The organism is Pandoraea oxalativorans (assembly GCF_000972785.3).
Taxonomy (GTDB): Bacteria; Pseudomonadota; Gammaproteobacteria; order Burkholderiales; family Burkholderiaceae; genus Pandoraea; species Pandoraea oxalativorans.
This window is the reverse complement of record NZ_CP011253.3, coordinates 902,642-920,841: the sequence shown is the minus strand read 5'-3', so window position 1 is coordinate 920,841 and position 18,200 is coordinate 902,642. Positions and strand designations below refer to the sequence as shown.

Here is an 18,200-nt window from a genome sequence, read left to right as displayed (position 1 = left end):
GTTGCGGTGCACGAATCCCGTCCATCACGCGTGCGCGCAATACCCGAATTGCGTGCACTGCCACATCACGCGCGCCAGAAAGCAAAAACCCCCTCGCCTCGCGGCAAAGGGGGTTTCCAACCGGCTCGCCACGCCGGGACACGGGTCCCGGCCGGGCAGCTTGCGCACGCGTCGCGTCGGCTTACGCCTTCGGCGCTTCCGGCTGACGCAGGCGGATGTGCAGTTCGCGCAGTTGACGCTCGTCGACCGGCGACGGCGCTTGCGTGAGCAGATCCTGTGCACGTTGGGTCTTCGGGAACGCGATCACATCGCGAATCGAATCGGCACCGGCCATCATCGTGATGACGCGGTCCAGGCCGAATGCGATACCGCCGTGCGGGGGCGCGCCATATTGCAACGCGTCGAGCAGGAAGCCGAACTTCGCACGCGCTTCTTCTTCACCCAGCTTGAGCGCGCGAAACACCTTGCTCTGCACGTCTTCCTGGAAGATACGGACCGAACCGCCGCCGATTTCCCAGCCGTTGAGCACCATGTCGTAGGCCTTCGCCAGGCATTTGCCCGGATCGGTCTCGAGGTAATCGATGTGCTCGTCCTTCGGGCTCGTGAACGGGTGGTGGCAAGCGACCCAGCGGGCGTCTTCCTCGTCGTACTCGAACATCGGGAAGTCGACTACCCATAGCGGACGCCAGCCGGCTTCGAACAGGCCGTGCGACTTGCCGAATTCCGAATGACCGATCTTCAGACGCAGTGCGCCGATACCGTCGTTGACGACCTTTTCCTTGTCCGCACCGAAGAAGATGATGTCGCCGTCTTGCGCGCCGGTGCGCTCAAGGATCGAAGCGACTGCGGCGTCATGCAGGTTCTTCACGATCGGGCTTTGCAGACCGTCGCGGCCCTTGGCCACTTCATTGACCTTGATCCAGGCCAGACCCTTCGCGCCGTAGATCTTCACGAAGTCGGTGTAGGCATCGATTTCGCTGCGCGAGATCTCCGCACCGCCCGGCACGCGCAGGGCGACCACACGGCCGCCTTCGGTCGTGGCCGGCACCGAGAACACCTTGAAGTCCACGTCGCCCATCACGTCGGTCAGTTCGGTGAATTCGAGCTTCACGCGCAGGTCCGGCTTGTCCGAACCGAAGCGGCGCATCGCTTCCGAGTACTCCATGACCGGCACCTTCGCGTCGAGTTCGACGTCGATGGCTTCCTTGAACACGTGACGGATCATGTTCTCGAACAGATCGCGAATTTCCTGCTCCGAGAGGAACGAGGTTTCGCAGTCGATCTGCGTGAATTCCGGCTGACGATCGGCACGCAGGTCTTCGTCGCGGAAGCACTTCGTGATCTGGTAGTAGCGGTCGAAGCCAGCCACCATCAGCAACTGCTTGAACAACTGCGGCGACTGCGGCAGCGCGAAGAACTGGCCGGCGTTCACACGCGACGGCACGAGGTAGTCGCGCGCGCCTTCCGGGGTGCTCTTCGTGAGCATCGGCGTTTCGATGTCGATGAAGCCTTGCGCGTCGAGATACTTGCGCACTTCCATCGCCACCTTGTAACGCAGGCGCAGGTTGTATTGCATCTGCGGACGACGCAGATCCAGCACGCGATGCGTGAGGCGCGTGGTTTCCGACAGGTTTTCGTCGTCGAGCTGGAACGGGGGCGTGACCGACGGGTTGAGCACCTGAAGCTCGTGGCAGAGCACTTCGATCTTGCCGCTCGTCAGGTTGGCGTTCTCGGTGCCGGCCGGACGGCTGCGCACGAGACCGGTGATCTGCACGCAGAACTCGTTGCGCAGGCCTTCGGCGGCCTTGAACATCTCAGCGCGGTCCGGATCGCACACGACCTGCACCAGACCTTCGCGATCGCGCAGGTCGATGAAGATGACCCCGCCGTGATCGCGGCGGCGATTGACCCAGCCACAAAGCTTGACCGTCTGGCCCAGTTGTTGCTCGGTCACCAGACCGCAGTAGGAGGTACGCATGGACATTTTGCTGTTCCGATTTTCAAAAAATGGCGTCGACAGACCCCAGTGGCTCACAGGAGCGGACCGGGACGTTGTTGGCGCGGGTTGTGGGCGGGCGCCACCACGCCCATCGATACGATGTACTTCAGTGCAGCGTCGACCGTCATGTCGAGTTCGATCACGTCGCTCGTCTTCATCATCAGGAAGAAGCCCGAGGTCGGATTCGGCGTCGTCGGGACATAGACGCTCACGTACTCGCCCTGCAAGTGATTGACCACATCGCCGCCCGGCGCGCCGGTCAGGAAAGCGATGGTCCAGGACTCGCCGTGCGGATAACGCACGAGCAACGCCTTGCGAAACGCGTTGCCGCTGCTCGAGAGCAGCGTGTCGGAGACCTGCTTGACGCTACCGTACAAGGGTCCAACGATGGGAATGCGCGTCAGAATGGCTTCCCACCAGCCGACCAGCTTCTGGCCAATGAAATTATGCGTCAGAAGGCCGACGACGAACACGAAGGCGAGCGTGACGATCACGCCGAAGCCCGGAATTCGCAGGCCCAGCAGGCGCGACGGCTGCCACTCGTCCGGGAGCAGCAGCAGGGTCTGATCCATCGTGCCGATGATCAGGCCGAGCACCCAAAGCGTGATGGCGAGGGGCACCAGCACCAGCAGGCCGGTGAGGAAAATCGTCTTCAACGCGGGTTTTTTGACGCTCATGGCAGGACTCGCGAATGTGGTCGGCTACTGGGGGAAATTCGGATCAGTGGCAGGCGCAGCCGCCGCCACAGCTCGCTGCCGGGGCGCTCGACGACTCGCCGCCCGCCGACGCGGACGTGGAGGCGCTCTCGCCCGACGAGCTGGCCGCCGGGGCTGCCGATGCTGCTGCGCCCGCTGCCGGCGCGCTCGTGCCGCCGGAACCCCCACGGAAATCGGTCACATACCATCCCGAGCCCTTGAGCTGGAACCCGGCAGCAGTCACCTGCTTGACGAACGAGTCCTTGCCGCATTCGGGGCACTGGGTGAGCGGGTCATCGCTCATTTTTTGCAGCACATCCTTGGCGAAACCGCATGTTTCGCAACGATAGGCATAGATAGGCATGATTCTTTCCGACGGAAAAAGGCGCGCAAAGCCTTGAATTATAACCGCTTCACAAGGCTTTCGGGATTTGTACGGAGATAAATGGGGGCGTCGTGGGACAAGATCAAGACCGGGCGTCGCCGAGATCCGCGTGGCAAGCCGCGCGGCCTGCGGAAAAGCGCAACCGGCGTCGCCCGACTGCCCGACTGCCCGCCAACCCGGCGTCGGCCACTTTGCGACGGTCGCGCGCCACTGCCCCCACCGCCGAGCGAGCGCTCACATGCGCCGTATCGGCAGAGTCAGTCCGGACGCCTCAGATCGTCGAGACCTGCTGCTCCGGCGGCTGACCGCGCTCCGAGACCGGTTGCAGCAGCGAGCCGACGACCATCCCCGCAATCGACGCCAGCAGACCGGCCAGTTGCGGCGGCACCAGCGCTTCCGGTGCGAGGGCTTCGCAGGCGATCCAAACGATCAGCCCGAAGAACACGGCCAGTGTGCCGCCCAGCGAACTGGAGCGCTTCCAGTACAGACCGAACGCGAGCGGCACGAAGCAGCACACGAGCGTGACCTTGTACGCACTCTCGACCATCTGGAAGATCGACGCCTTCGAGTTCAGCGCGTACACCAGCACCAGCGCCGTGAAGCACAGCACCACGATCCGCATCAAACGCAGCAGATGCTTGTCGTCGATACGGCCCTTGAGCATCGGACGAACGATGTTCTCCGCGAACGTCACCGACGGCGCCAGCAGCGTCGCCGATGCGCAACTCTTGATGGCCGAGAGCAACGCCCCGAAGAACATCACCTGCGCGACGATCGGCACGCTGGTGAGCACCAACTGCGGCAGGATCTGCTGCGGGTCCGTGCCAATGTACTTCTGCACCATCGACGGGGCGATCAGCAGCGCCGAGTAGGCGAGGAAAATCGGAATGAACGTGAAGAAGAAGTACAGCACGCCGCCCGTGACCGAACCGGAGACGGCAATGTTCTCCGACTTGGACGACATCACGCGCTGGAACACGTCCTGCTGCGGGATCGAGCCGAACATCATGGTGACGCCGGCCGCGACGAACGCTAAGACATCCGCAGGATTCATCTCCGGCAGGAACACGAACTTGCCCGCTTCGGCGGCGTGCGCGATCACTGCGCTCGCCCCGCCAGGCACCATGCCCGACACGACCACGGCGATGTACACCAGCCCGACCACAATGATGATCATCTGGATGAAGTCGGTCACGGCCACCGAGATCATGCCGCCCAGCAGCGTGTAAGCCAGCACCGAGACCGCGCCGATGATCATGCCCGTCGGCTCCGACATCGCCCCGCCGGACACCGTATGAAACACGAGGCCCAGCGCCTTGATCTGTGCGCCGACCCAGCCGAGGTACGAGATGACGATGGCGACCGACGTCACCACTTCGACCGTCCGGTTGTACTTGAGCTTGTAGAAGTCGCCGATCGTCATGAGGTTCATGCGATACAGCTTGCGGGCGAAGAACATGCCCACGAGGACCAGACACATCGACGAGCCGAACGGATCGGCGACCACGCCGCGCAGGCCCTCGCCGATGAACGTCGCAGGAATACCGAGCACCGCTTCCGAGCCGAACCAGGTCGCAAACACGACAGCCACGACCATGCCGTAAGGCAGGCGGCGGCCAGCGACGGTGAAATCCTTGGTATTGCGGACCTTGAGGGCGGCCAACAGCCCGATAGCCACCGAAATGACCCAATACAGAATGACAAACCAGATCAGCATAACGCGGCCCCAGCCAAGCCCCAGCGCGACGGTCGCGGCTGGGAAACGTCAACGGCAGGCGTGATCCGGCCGACACAAGCCGCCGCGCAAGCCAACGAAACCGAGCCTTGGGCCGCAGCCTTCCGGGCAACAGAAAATCAGGTCGTGCATGACGGGGCTGATGCGATTCAGCGCTCGGGAGCGCCCGTTTTTGCCACCTGGGGAAAAATTTTGGGCCGATTATAGCGGCGCGCGGGATGCGCGGGGAAAAAAGTCACAAATCCCCGGGCGGAGCATGGCAAATATCGGGAGATACCGAGCGACTGTCAGGCAGTCAGGCGCAATTGACGTCAGCGGCGTGTTGCACAAATGCCTCGCCTCGGGCTTCGACGGCCCGGTCGCCCGGCGCGAGACGTCAGCGCCGGCGCCAGATCATCCAGTGCTCGGCCCCGGCAAAGACCGGCACCGAGTCGTCGACGAGACGGTCGGCTTCGCAGACGAAGTCTTGCGACAGCAGCGCGTCGAGGGCTTCCGGCGCCATGCCGAACGGCGGTCCCTTCGGCGTTTCCCTGAGGAAGAAGAATCCGGCGAGACGTCCACCCGGCGGCAGCAATTGCGCCATGCGACGGGCGTAGCCCGCCCAGAGATCGCGCGGCAACGCACACAGGAATGCCCGCTCATAGATCACGTCGAGCGTGAACGGCGGCGTGTAGGTGAAGAAGTCGGCTTGCTCGACGAGCGACGCCCGAGCGCCCAGTTGCGCCTTGGCCGCATCGACGGCTCCCGGCGCAAAGTCGATGGCGCGCACCGGCCAGCCCTGCGCGTCGAGCCATGCGGCTTCGTACGCTGCGCCACAGCCGGGAATCAGCGTGGCACGTGCCGCACCCTCGCCCGTTACGAACGCGCGAAGCGCCTGCGGAACACCCGCAGCATCCCACGGCATGAAGGCATTGGCGAAACGTTCGTCCCAGAACTCGGCGCGCGACGGATCGCGATGCGCAAACGACGGCACGGCGGGTTTGCCGCCCGCATCGCCGGAGGCGCCATGCTCGGCGGCATCGCCATCGCGCGGCGCCCGCAACACGGTAGAGGGCTTACGAATTGCAACCATGCTCAGGCGCTCCCCAGCGGCCAGGATCGGCGAACGTAAATCTCAGCTATACAACCACACGAACGCCGTCAGCACGCCGATGGCGATACCGCCGACCAGACAGAATGCGCCGGTGAGCAGGCGGTTGGTGCGGCGTTGCTCCTGAAGGAGTGCGAGCAGCAGCGTGTCGTCCTGCGGACGCGCGTGCGCAGCCAGCGCCTGATGGATCAGCCGCGGCAATTGCGGCATCGTCTTGCTCCACTGGGGCGCTTCCGCTTTCAACCGCTCCAGCCAGCCGCGCGGGCCGATCTGCTCGGCCATCCAGCGCTCCAGGAAAGGCTTGGCCGTCTTCCAGAGATCGAGATCGGGGTCGAGCTGACGTCCCAGCCCTTCGATATTGAGCAGTGTCTTTTGCAGCAACACGAGCTGCGGCTGAATCTCGACGTTAAAGCGGCGCGACGTCTGGAACAAACGCATCAGCACCAGCCCTAGCGAAATCTCCTTGAGCGGACGATCGAAGTACGGCTCGCACACCGCGCGAATTGCGCCTTCGAGTTCTTCCACGCGCGTGTCCGGCGGCACCCAGCCCGACTCCAGATGCAGCGACGCCACCCGGTGATAATCGCGACGGAAGAACGCGAGGAAGTTCTGCGCGAGGTAGTTCTTGTCGAATTCGGACAGCGCCCCGACGATGCCGCAATCGAGCGCGATGTAGCGTCCGAACGTTGCGGGATCCAGGCTCACCAGAATGTTGCCCGGGTGCATGTCGGCGTGGAAGAAGCCATCGCGCAGGAACTGCGTAAAGAAGATCTCGACGCCTTCGCGTGCCAGCTTCTTCAGGTCAACGCCCGCCTCGCGCAGCACGTCGATCTGACTGATCGGCACCCCGTGCATGCGCTCCATCACGAGCACGGAACTGGAACTGAATTCCCAATAGATCTCCGGCACCATCAACATGCCGGAATCGATGAAGTTACGACGCAGCTGCGCGGCGTTGGCGGCCTCGCGCATCAGGTCGAGTTCGTCGTGCAGATACTTGTCGAACTCGGCCACGACTTCACGCGGCTTCAGGCGCTTGCCGTCGGGCCACAGACGCTCCACCCAACCGGCGAGATCGCGCATGAGCGCGAGATCGCTATCGATCACGCTGAGCATGTTCGGACGCAGCACCTTGACCGCCACCTCCTTGCCCGCGTGCTCGCCATTGCGAACCCGCGCAAAGTGCACCTGGGCAATCGACGCACTCGCCACCGGCATGCGCTCGAACTCCACGAACACTTCGTCGAGCGGACGGCCCAGCGACTTTTCGATGCTCGCATGAGCGACCTGCGGATCGAACGGCGGCACCTGATCCTGCAAGCGCGCCAGTTCCAGTGCGATGTCCGGCGGCATCAGGTCGCGACGCGTCGAGAGCACCTGCCCGAACTTCACGAAGATCGGGCCCAGCGATTCGAGCGCCAGGCGCAAGCGTTCGCCGCGCGGCGCCTTAAGCCCACTACGGCCAATCGTGAGCACGCGCAGCAACCCGCGCGTAACGGGATGCGGGATGCTCGAGAGCACCAGTTCGTCGAGCCCGTAGCGATAGCAGACGAAGAAAATCTTGATGAGGCGCAGGAGACGCATCGGTCAGCGGCCTCCGGTCGTGCGGGACGCCGCATCGGACGATCCCTTCAGACGCTCCAACTTCTCGAGACGCTTTTCCAGCCGCGCGAGGTCGTCGCGCAGCGTGCCGATGTCGGCGCGCATCGCATCCAGACGGGGACGCGCCACCAGCAGCGGGTTCTCTTCCACGAAGTAATCGGCCAGCGAGCGCACCAGCGTGCCGCCCGTGCGGCGAGCACCGGCGACAGCCGCGCGACCGGTCTGCGTCACGCGATGGGCGGCGGCGTCGCCGATGACCTTGCTGAGGTCTTCGGCCACCTCCCAGCGCAGATGCTGCGCCAGATAGGACACCGTATTGGCGAACTCGGCGTCGCCTTCGATCTTGACGTGACGCATCACGGCGGCCTGTCCGCCGCCTGCGAAGTCGGCCAGCGCCGCCGGGGGCACCGAGATGCTGACGTCGCAGGGGAAGTCCGCCTCAGTGGCGGCCAGATAGCCGTCGTCGCCCACGCGCAGGCGCACGTCGATTGCCGACATGGCCAGCCGGGCGGACGCGCCGACATGATGGCGCAGACGGTCGCGTGCCCACGGTTCGCGGGCGAGCAAATGGTTCACGGTGGCGGCAAAGGCTTTGGCGGCTACGGTCATGAGCTTGGCGGTCGGCCGGCGCTGAACACCGGTCGCACCGAAAGACGCCGTCCGCAGACAACCTTCGGACGGCAAAAACAAAAGAGCCCGCGCATCGACGCGCGGGCTCTCATTGTAAGGCAGGTTACGCCAAAAACGTCGCCGGCCTATTCGGATCGAGCCAGCTTACGCGAGCTGCTGAATCCCGGCGAGGACCCAGCCACCGTTGCCGGTCACCGGCTTGGTCAGGTTCCACACCTCGTTGAACGGCTCGGCAGCCGCACCTTCGGCTTCGCGGATCAGGCCCGAGAAGCGAACGCTGGCCATGTATTCGCTGGTCGATTGCTCGATGCCGAGGAGTTCGGCGTCCAGTTGCACGACGTCCGTACGGTTGGTCGATTTACCGCGCTCTTCGAGGTCCATCTTGATTTCCGCGAACATCTGCGGTGTGGTGAACTCGTTGATGTCGGCCTGATCGCCCTTGTCCCAGGCGGCTTGCAGACGGTTGAAGTACACCTTCGCGCTGCGCAGGAAGCCTTCCGTGTCGAAACCGGCCGGCACACCGAACGACTCGGCTGCGGCGGCACCGGCTGCGGCACCTGCGGCGACCGGGGCAGCCGTCTGGAAGGCGGTCTGCTGCGGTTGCTGCGGCTGTTGCTGGTTATCCCACGACTGACGCAGCGAATTGTTCGACGATGCGTCGTTGCCTGCGCCTGCATAGGCCGGCGTCTGCGACTGCGCCTTATTGCCACGGAAGCGGCGGATCAGCCACATCACCGCGAACGCGATCAACGCAATGATGATGACGTTGGCCATCATGCTGGCGAACGCGCCACCCATACCGAAGTGCGACAACAGCGCGGCAATGCCGAGGCCTGCGGCCAGACCGGCGATCGGTCCGAGCCAGCGGTTGGCCGGTTTGGCGGCTGCGGCCGCGCCTGCGGCACCTGCGCCTGCGGCCGCCGGAGCGGCCTGAGTCGGGGCTGCGCCCGGGGCGGCTTGCGCCGGCTGCTGCGGCGTTGCCTGACGTTGCGTCACGGTGTTGGACTGCTTGCCGATGCTCCGGCCGCCGCCAACGCGCTTGGCGTCAGCGTCCGCGATCGTCATGCCGACCGCCACTACGCCGGCCACAACGCCCAACAACAGCTTGTTTTTCAGGAACTGGAACATCGTTCTGGTCTCTCCGTGGAGTTATAGGTTGCTGTCTACTGACAGACGTCAACCCAAATGGTTCAGACGTTTTTTACGTACTGAAACCAGATAAGGCGACGGGCGATTCTGCCACAGCAAAATTAGCTTGTACTTAGGATGCGGCAAACAAAACGCCCCGGCGCGGCGATTCTCCGCCTTCCGGGGCGCTGCATGTCGGCTGAACGTTCAGGTAAGTGTGTGTACTCAGAACTTGCGCCCGATGTGCAGGGCGACGACACCGGCGGTCAGATTGTGATACTCCACGCGCTCAAGACCGACGTCTTCCATCATCGTCTTGAGCGTTTCCTGATCCGGGTGCATGCGAATCGACTCTGCCAGATAGCGATAGCTGTCGGCGTCGCCCGCGATGCGCGAACCGAGCCACGGCAGCACTTTGAACGAATACGCGTCGTAGGCCTTTTCCAGCGGCTGCCAGACCTTCGAGAACTCCAGCACCATGACCTTGCCGCCCGGCTTGATCACGCGGCGCATTTCCGCGAGCGCGGCGTCCTTGTGAGTCATGTTGCGCAGACCGAACGCCACGGTCACCACGTCGAAATAATTCGACGGGAACGGCAGCTTCTCGGCGTCGCACAGCAGCGACGGCGTCACGATGCCGTCGTCGAGCAGACGATCGCGGCCCACACGCAGCATCGATTCGTTAATGTCGGTGTGCCAGACTTCGCCGGTCGGGCCCGCAGCACGCGCGAAGGCTTTCGACAGATCGCCCGTACCGCCTGCGATATCGAGCACCTTGAAGCCGGGGCGCACGGCGGCGCGTCCGATGGTGAAGGCCTTCCAGATGCGGTGCAGGCCGCCCGACATCAGGTCGTTCATGATGTCGTACTTGCTCGCGACGGAATGGAACACCTCGGCAACCTTGCCAGCTTTTTCCTTCTCGTCGACGGTCGTATAACCGAAGTGGGTCTGATCACCCATTGCACATCTCCAAAATCAGGTAAGCGGGCACACACTCGCGTGCGTGCGGCGCCGGGGCCTCAATGGTGGTGACAGCCACCGGCCGTGGGCGACACCATCGGCGTGTCGCGATCGACACCCGCTGCCGCGAGCTTGTCCAGGTATTCCTGCCATAGCGCGTCCTGACGCACGCACAGCTCGTAGAGGTAATCCCACGAATAGATGCCGGTGTCGTGGCCGTCCGAGAAGACGGGACGCACGGCGTAATTGCCGATCGGCTCCAGACCGTTCAGCGTGACGTCACGCTTGCCGGTTTGCAGCGTCTCCTGCCCCGGCCCGTGACCGCGCACTTCCGCCGACGGCGAGAGCACGCGCAGCATTTCGAACGGCAGGCGGTAGGTCTTACCGTCTTCGTAACCGAGTTCCAGCACCTTGGATGCGCGATGCAACGTCAGGGAAACGGGAATCGGCGTGTCTTTCTCCAGCCCAGCCATGATCTTGCTCCAGAAAATTCGGTCGCCGCGCGCACTTGCGGCGCGAATGCCGCAGTCGGCACATCGGCGGGCAGTATAGCCGCTCAGGCGAGCTCAGTCAGGTCGCTCAGTTAGCCCGCTGATTAGCCCGCTGATTAGCCCGCTGAATCCGGCCGCTCAATCAGGCCGGCCAGCCCGGCATGCGTTCCAATTCTGCCACGATGGCCTCACGCAACGCTGGCAGCCATGCCGAGCGCTCCGCGACGACCGCGTCCGGCAGTTCGCGCTGCGGCGCGCTCCAGACCGAACCGGGGAAGTGGATGTCGTCGCGATAACGCGGAATCACGTGCCAATGCACGTGCGGCACCATATTGCCCAGGCTCGCGACGTTGACCTTGTGCGGCGACATCGCCGTGCGCTGCGCCGTCTCGACGGCGAACACGGCGCGCATCGCATGCTCGCGCGCCGCCTGCGGCAGATCGCTCATTTCCGCGACGTGCTCGCTCCAGATCACGCGTGCGAAGCCCGGATACCCGTGCTCGCTCGCCAGCACCACGCGCAACACCGGGTCGCGCCACACCACTTCGCCGCCGTCACCGGCGCAAAACGGACATTCCATGATGATTCTCCCTCCCGTTGGCCTGTCGTGCTGGCGTTACCGATGCGATGAAAGCAACAAAAGGACGGCACATGTCAGTGCTTCTTTCCTTTGCGACGCTTGCCGGTGGCCGGATCGACCGACCCCAGCGCGAGTTCGGCGAAGTCGATCTCGCTGAGCAGTTCGCGCAGCGTTTCGTCGTTGATGCGGTGCGTAATGCGCAGACGCGACAACTCCACGCGCTCCGCCTGCAGCGCGGCGGCCCGCAAGCGCCGCTCCACCTCGACCTCGCGCACTGCGCGCTCGAGCATCTCGTCGGTCGCCGTCGCAGCGTTGAGCGTTCCGCGGTACCGCCCCATCACCCGCGCAGCCGCCTCTGCACACACGGCCGTATCCAGTTCGTCGCCCGACTTGGCGATCATCTTCTGCAGCGACTCCACCGCACGAATCGCAGCTTCCGACGCCGCCAGCCGCGCTTCGCCCATCTCGCGATTGCGCGGGTCCTCGACCGGCCAGCGCACGCCGCGCAGCAGGACCGGCAACCCGAGGCTGCCACCGATCAGCGAGAGCAAAATCACCCCTGCGGCGAGGAAGATCAGCAGGTCGCGTCCCGGGAACGGCGCACCGCCCGGCAGCGCCAGCGGCACGGAGAGCGCACCGGCCAGCGTCACCGCGCCGCGCACGCCCGAGAGCGCCGTCACGCCGGTGAAGCGCATGCCCGGCTTCATCGTGATCTCACCGCGACGCATGCCGAGGAAGTACATCACGCGCCACGCGAGCCAGACCCAGCAAAAACGCAGGACGATGAGCACGGCGGAGATCGCACCGACGTAGAACATCAGCTCGCCGAGATTCGTCAGCGTTCCCCACAGATGCTCGCTCGGACGCAGTGCCGCGCGCACGATGTCCGGCAGTTGCAGGCCGAGCAGCACGAACACCGCGCCGTTGAAGACGAATTCGAGCATCGACCACACCCCGTTGCCGAGAATGCGCGTCGCGGTACGGGAATTGAGCAGATCGGTCGAACTTACGGTCATGCCCGCCGCCACGGCTGCCAGAATCCCAGAGAAACCAAAGTGTTCGGCGAGCAGGTAGGCGGCGAACGGCATCAGCAGCAGAAGCAGTACGACGGTCGCGGGCTCTTCCGTGGAAGCGTCCAGCACACGGCGGTGGAATTGCGTGAATAGCCACGTCACCGCCCAGCCCGCAAGCAAGCCGCCCAGCGCGATGACGAAAAAGGAGAACGTCGCGTTGCCGATGGAGAAGATGCCCGTCGTCGCGGCCACCAGCGCGAACTTGAAAGCCACGAGGCCCGACGCATCGTTCATCATCGCCTCGCCTTCGAGCACGTGCATGAGCCGCGTGGGCATGCGCATGCGCCCGGTGAGCGCGGAGACGGCGACGGCATCGGTCGGCGAGAGCACGCCGCCGAGGGCGAACGCGACGGCCAGCGGAATCGACGGGATCATCCAGTGGATGAAGTAGCCCACGCCGAGCACCGTGAAGATCACCAGGCCGAGCGCCATCGCGACGATCGGCACGCGCAGGTGCCAGAACTCGCGCTTGGGCATACGCCAGCCGTCGGCAAACAGCAAAGGCGGGATGAACAGCAGGAAGAAGATCTCGGGATCGAGATCGATGTGCAGCCCCGCGCCCGGATAGGCGAGCGCGGCGCCCACGGCGATCTGCACGAGCGGGACCGGCAGGAATCTGACGAAGCTGACCAGCACGCCGGTCAGCGCCACCACAAACAGCAGGATCAGTGCTGTGTAGACTACCTCCATGCCACCTCCGTGGTCCGTCGGGTCCGTCGAGTCCGTCGAGTCCGACCGTCAGGCATCGGCGGCGTCCCCCAGAGGTGCACGAGGGGTGAGAGGTACATCAGACCAGCACGCGTTCGATGCCGCCGTTGTTTGCATCCTTGACGTAGTCCACCAGCCACTGATCGCCCAGGATGTGCTTGGCGATCTCGACGACGATGTAGTCGGCGGTGACGTCCGCGTCGTCGTTGTAGCGCGACAGACCTTGCAGGCACGACGGGCAGCTCGTCAGGATCTTGACGTCTTCCACCTTGCCGTGCGCGCGCAGTTTCGCCGCGCCCTTGCGCATCTCCTCTTCCTTGCGGAAGCGGATCTGCGTCGAGATATCCGGACGTGTGACCGCCAGCGTACCCGATTCGCCGCAGCACCGATCGTTCTTCTCGATCTTGTAGCCGTCGTTCTCGCTGCCCATCAACTGGTTCACGAGCTTGACCGGATCCATCGTCTTGATCGGCGTGTGGCACGGATCGTGATACATGTAGCGCGTACCGTTCACGCCTTCGAGCTTCACGTTCTTCTCGAGCAGGTACTCGTGGATGTCCACGATACGGCAGCCCGGGAAGATCTTCTCGAATTCGTAACCGGCGAGCTGATCGTAGCAAGTGCCGCACGACACCACCACCGTCTTGATATCGAGGTAGTTCAGCGTGTTGGCCATGCGGTGGAAGAGCACGCGGTTGTCCGTCACGATCTTCTCGGCCTTCTCGCCCTGCCCCGATCCGCGTTGCGGATAGCCGCAGCACAGATAGCCCGGCGGTAGCACCGTCTGCACGCCCACGTGCCAGAGCATCGCCTGCGTGGCGAGACCGACCTGCGAGAACAGACGCTCCGAGCCGCAGCCCGGGAAGTAGAACACCGCTTCCGAGTCCACCGTGGTGGCCTTCGGATTGCGAATGATCGGCACCACCTTGTTGTCTTCGATGTCGAGCAGCGCGCGCGCCGTCTTCTTCGGCAGGTTGCCCGGCATCTTCTTGTTGACGAAGTGGATCACCTCTTCGCGCAGCGGCGGCTTGCCGACCGTTGCAGGCGGATGGGCGGTCTGCTTCTTGGCGATCTTCTTGAAGATGTCCGCACCGAAGCGTTGCGCCTTATAGCCCCAGTCGATCATCACCTTGCGGGTAATGTTGATCGTCTCGGGGTTGGTCGCGTTCAGGAAGAACATACCGGCGGCCGCGCCGGGATTGAATTTCTTCTTGCCCATCTTGCGCAGCAGGTTGCGCATGTTCATCGTCACGTCGCCGAAGTCGATCTTGACCGGGCAAGGCGTGACGCACTTATGGCAGACCGTGCAGTGATCGGCCACGTCGTTGAACTCGTCCCAGTGCTTGATCGACACGCCGCGGCGCGTCTGCTCTTCGTACAGGAACGCCTCGATGAGCAGCGACGTCGCGAGAATCTTGTTGCGCGGGCTGTAGAGCAGATTCGCGCGCGGCACGTGCGTGGCGCACACCGGCTTGCACTTGCCGCAGCGCAGGCAGTCCTTCACGCTGTCGGCAATCGCGCCGATGTCCGACTGCTGCATGATCAGCGACTCGTAGCCCATCAGCCCGAAGCTGGGCGTATAGGCGTTGCGCAGATCGGCGGGCAGTTCGGGCAGATTGAGCAGCTTGCCCTTGTTGAAGCGCCCTTCCGGGTCCACGCGCATCTTGTACGCGCGGAATTCCCCGATTTCGGCTTCCGTCAGGAACTCCAGCTTGGTGATGCCGATGCCGTGTTCGCCCGAGATCACGCCGTCGAGCGAGCGCGCGATGTCCATGATGCGGGCCACGGCCTTGTGCGCATCCTGGAGCATCTCGTAGTTATCCGAGTTCACCGGAATGTTCGTGTGAACATTACCGTCACCGGCGTGCATGTGCAGGGCCACGAACACGCGACCGTGCAGCACGCGCTTGTGGATCGCCTGTGCTTCGTCGAGGATCGGCTTGAATTCGCCGCCCGTGAAGATCTGACGCAGCTCGGCGCGAATCTCCTGCTTCCACGAAATGCGCACCGTGCGGTCTTGCAGCAGATCGATCAGGCGCGTTTCCGGATGCTTGTTCAGGCGGTCGTTCAGCGCGACGTTGATATCGCGAATGCCGTGACGGTTGAGTAGCGGAATGGCGTCGGCGAGCGGCATCTCGAAGTTATCGCGCAGATACTCCCAGCGTGCGCGCACCTCGCGCAGCATCGTGAGCGCCGTCTGCACACGATCTTCGAGAATTTCGGCCGACGGAATTTCGTTCGCGTCGTCCGTCTTGCCGAGCGGCAGGTTGCCCGCTTCGAAGAACGTTTCGAGCGCGTCGACCAGTTGCAGCTTGTTCTTGAGCGAAAGCTCGATGTTGATGCGTTCGATGTGATCCGTGTACTCGCCCATGCGATGCAGCGGAATCACCACGTCTTCGTTGATCTTGAAGGCGTTCGTGTGACGCGCGATGGCGGCCGTGCGCGAGCGGTCGAGCCAGAACTTCTTGCGCGCCTCGGCCGACACGGCGACGAACCCTTCGCCGCTCTTGCCGTTAGCCATGCGAATGACTTCCGACGTCGCTTGTGCGACCGCATTGTCGTCGTCGCCGACGATGTCGCCGATCAGCACCATCTTCGGGAACGCGTTGCGCTTGGACTTCGTGGCGTAGCCCACGGCGCGCAGATAACGCTCGTCCAGATGCTCCAGACCGGCGAGAATCGCGCCGCCTGCCGCCGTCTGCGCGAACATGTAGTCCTTGATTTCGACGATGCTCGGAATCGCTTCCTTCGCCTGGCCGAAGAACTCCAGACACACCGTGCGCGTGTGCGCGGGCATCTTGTGCAGAATCCAGCGCGCGCTCGTGATCAGGCCGTCGCAGCCTTCCTTCTGAATGCCCGGCAGACCGGCGAGGAACTTGTCCGTCACGTCCTTACCCAGGCCTTCCTTGCGAAAACGCTTGCCCTCGATCTCCAGCATCTCGGTCTTGAGCAGCACTTCACCCGGGGCCTGATTGCCGTCGAACCATTTCAGTTCGAAGCGCGCGACCGGAATGTCGTGAATCTTGCCGAGGTTGTGATCGTGACGCGTGACTTCCAGCCAGTTGCCCTGCGGATCGACCATGCGCCACCAGGCGAGGTTATCCAGCGCGGTACCCCACAGCACGGCCTTCTTGCCGCCCGCGTTCATGGCGACGTTGCCGCCGATGCACGAGGCGTCGATCGACGTCGGGTCCACGGCGAACACCAGACCCGCACGCTCGGCGGCTTCCGCCACACGGCGCGTGACCACGCCGGCACCCGAGAAGATCGTGCCGACCGGCTTGTCGACGCCCGGCAGTTGCAAGTATTCGACTTCGTCGAGCTGTTCCAGCTTTTCCGTATTGATGACGGCCGAGAACGGCGTGAGCGGAATCGCGCCGCCCGTGTAGCCCGTGCCACCTCCGCGCGGAATCACCGTGAGCCCCAGTTCGAAGCAGCCCTTCACCAGCGACGCCATTTCGGCTTCGCTATCCGGGGTCAGCACCACGAACGGATACTCCACGCGCCAGTCGGTCGCATCCGTCACATGCGAGACGCGCGACAGACCGTCGAACTTGATGTTGTCGCTGGCGGTCGTGCGGCCGAGCACCTTCTTCGCGCGACGGCGCAATTCCGCCATCTTCTCGAACTCGGCGGCGAAGTCCGCCACGGCGCGGCGTGCGGCCACTTCCAGTTGCTCGACGCGGGCAGCGCGCTCGCGGCCATGTGCGTCGGCGTGTTCGGCCACGTCGGCACGGCGACGCTTGTCGATCTCGTTCAGACGGTGATCGAGCGCGTCGATCAGCAGCTTGCGGCGTTTCGGATTGTCGAGCAGGTCGTCTTGCAGATACGGGTTGCGGCGCACCACCCAGATGTCGCCGAGCACTTCGTACAGCATGCGTGCCGAGCGGCCGGTACGGCGTTCGGCACGCAGTTCGTCGAGGATCGCCCAGGCGTCCGCGCCGAGCAGGCGCATGACGATTTCGCGGTCCGAAAACGACGTGTAGTTGTAGGGAATCTCACGCAGACGCGGGGGTTGAGCGGCTACGGCGTGCTTTGCGTCGTGCGGCTCGAAGGCAGGCAAGGGTGCGTTCATCTTGTCGGGCTCGTCATTGCGGCGGTGCATCCGCCGTCGGCGTTCGTCTCGCGAGACGCGCCGAAAGTCAAAATCGGGTATGCGCTGGGCGTGCCGACGGCAGGCGCAAGGGGTGCGCGCGGGTCGGCAACGGTCGATCTGCGGTCAACGAGATCGACGACTGCCGTGCAAAGACGCCGATGACGAATCGTGTTCGGTCATCGGGCAGAAGCACAGAGGGGTGAGGCAGTTGGTGCGCATGCCCAGATCTTTCTTCCGGCTTGGGAAAGTGTTGGTAGGGGAATGTAGGTCGAATTGTACTTCATTGCACCGCAACACGTCGGCGCCGCGCCGAAAACGCGTGCGGGACGCGTCAATCCGCTCTTTTCCATCGTTTGCGAACCTGCGGCCTGCCTCATCGCTACGTTGATGGCGGCTTCACAACGACACCATCGTCGGTGCCCGCCCCTCACTTTCACCATAAAAGCAGATCGCTATATTTCTTTAGATACAACGACTTGCATCGCACTTCTGAACTGAAATTTCCGGGGAATGGGAGTATGGTCTAGCCGTCCCCGACTTATCCACCCATCAAGAGGTGTCTCCATGGCTTGGTTCCAACTGAACGGCAAAACGGTGAAGGTCGACGTCGACCCCGCCACTCCCCTGCTCTGGACCTTGCGCGACGCGCTTAACATGACCGGCACCAAGTTCGGCTGCGGCATGGCGTTGTGCGGTGCCTGTACCGTCCACCTCGACGGCCAGCCGATCCGTAGCTGCGTCACCCCCGTCTCTGCCGTCGAAGGCAAGAAGATCACCACCATCGAGAACGTCGGTGCCGATCCGGTCGGCGCTGCCGTACAGGCCGCATGGGTCAAGCACGACGTGCCGCAGTGCGGCTACTGCCAGAGCGGCCAGATCATGTCGGCCACCGCCCTGCTGCGCGATAACAAGTCGCCGAACGACGAACAGATCGATACCGCGATGGCGGGCAACATCTGCCGTTGCGGCACGTACGCCCGCATTCGCGCGGCCATCAAAGACGCCGCATCGTCGCTGGCCTGAGACGA

Annotated in this window: 14 protein-coding genes; 1 reads left to right on the top strand and 13 read right to left on the bottom strand. The window is 63.8% G+C overall.

Translation table 11 applies throughout. From position 1 onward, the window contains the following. Positions 1–181 precede the first annotated feature (181 nt). The 13 genes from aspS to MB84_RS04125 all read right to left on the bottom strand — a co-directional run bounded on the left by aspS (position 182) and on the right by MB84_RS04125 (position 17,151). On the bottom strand, positions 182–1,984 hold the full coding sequence (gene aspS / locus MB84_RS04185) for an aspartate--tRNA ligase (RefSeq protein WP_046290870.1): 1,803 nt from the start codon (positions 1,982–1,984) through the stop codon (positions 182–184). Between the two features lie 47 nt (positions 1,985–2,031). Then, positions 2,032–2,676 (bottom strand): DUF502 domain-containing protein, encoded by a 645-nt coding sequence (locus tag MB84_RS04180; protein ID WP_046290869.1) that lies wholly within the window; start codon positions 2,674–2,676, stop codon positions 2,032–2,034. 43 nt (positions 2,677–2,719) lie between these two features. Continuing rightward, positions 2,720–3,058, bottom strand: a complete 339-nt coding sequence (locus MB84_RS04175; RefSeq protein WP_046290868.1) for an FmdB family zinc ribbon protein — start codon at positions 3,056–3,058, stop codon at positions 2,720–2,722. 292 nt (positions 3,059–3,350) lie between these two features. Continuing rightward, complete coding sequence (locus MB84_RS04170) at positions 3,351–4,796, bottom strand: high affinity choline transporter 1 (RefSeq protein ID WP_046290867.1); 1,446 nt, start codon at positions 4,794–4,796, stop codon at positions 3,351–3,353. Between the two features lie 394 nt (positions 4,797–5,190). Further along, on the bottom strand, positions 5,191–5,886 hold the full coding sequence (locus MB84_RS04165; protein ID WP_084009598.1) for a methyltransferase: 696 nt from the start codon (positions 5,884–5,886) through the stop codon (positions 5,191–5,193). 42 nt (positions 5,887–5,928) lie between these two features. Continuing rightward, positions 5,929–7,488 (bottom strand): ubiquinone biosynthesis regulatory protein kinase UbiB, encoded by a 1,560-nt coding sequence (gene ubiB / locus MB84_RS04160; protein ID WP_046290866.1) that lies wholly within the window; start codon positions 7,486–7,488, stop codon positions 5,929–5,931. A gap of 3 nt (positions 7,489–7,491) precedes the next feature. Continuing rightward, positions 7,492–8,115 (bottom strand): ubiquinone biosynthesis accessory factor UbiJ, encoded by a 624-nt coding sequence (locus tag MB84_RS04155; RefSeq protein WP_046293395.1) that lies wholly within the window; start codon positions 8,113–8,115, stop codon positions 7,492–7,494. Positions 8,116–8,280: 165 nt separating this feature from the next. Beyond that, complete coding sequence (locus MB84_RS04150; RefSeq protein WP_046290865.1) at positions 8,281–9,264, bottom strand: Tim44 domain-containing protein; 984 nt, start codon at positions 9,262–9,264, stop codon at positions 8,281–8,283. A gap of 225 nt (positions 9,265–9,489) precedes the next feature. Next, positions 9,490–10,224, bottom strand: coding sequence for a bifunctional demethylmenaquinone methyltransferase/2-methoxy-6-polyprenyl-1,4-benzoquinol methylase UbiE (gene ubiE, locus MB84_RS04145; RefSeq protein ID WP_039396086.1), 735 nt, complete (start codon positions 10,222–10,224; stop codon positions 9,490–9,492). A gap of 59 nt (positions 10,225–10,283) precedes the next feature. After that, the gene (locus tag MB84_RS04140; RefSeq protein WP_046290864.1) at positions 10,284–10,697 is read right to left on the bottom strand and encodes a gamma-butyrobetaine hydroxylase family protein; all 414 of its coding nucleotides are present in this window, start codon (positions 10,695–10,697) and stop codon (positions 10,284–10,286) included. A gap of 160 nt (positions 10,698–10,857) precedes the next feature. Beyond that, positions 10,858–11,295, bottom strand: a complete 438-nt coding sequence (locus MB84_RS04135) for an HIT family protein (protein WP_046290863.1) — start codon at positions 11,293–11,295, stop codon at positions 10,858–10,860. Between the two features lie 74 nt (positions 11,296–11,369). Continuing rightward, entirely contained in the window at positions 11,370–13,058 is a 1,689-nt protein-coding gene (locus MB84_RS04130) for a Na+/H+ antiporter (RefSeq protein WP_046290862.1), read from the bottom strand. Positions 13,059–13,155: 97 nt separating this feature from the next. After that, a complete protein-coding gene (locus tag MB84_RS04125) occupies positions 13,156–17,151 on the bottom strand; it encodes a DUF3683 domain-containing protein (protein ID WP_046293394.1) in 3,996 nt (1,331 codons plus the stop codon). A gap of 585 nt (positions 17,152–17,736) precedes the next feature. Here MB84_RS04125 and MB84_RS04120 point away from each other — a divergent pair. Further along, positions 17,737–18,195 carry a (2Fe-2S)-binding protein gene (locus tag MB84_RS04120; protein ID WP_046290861.1) on the top strand — a complete coding sequence of 153 codons (459 nt, stop codon included), beginning with the start codon at positions 17,737–17,739 and terminating at the stop codon, positions 18,193–18,195. The last annotated feature ends 5 nt before the right edge of the window (positions 18,196–18,200 follow it).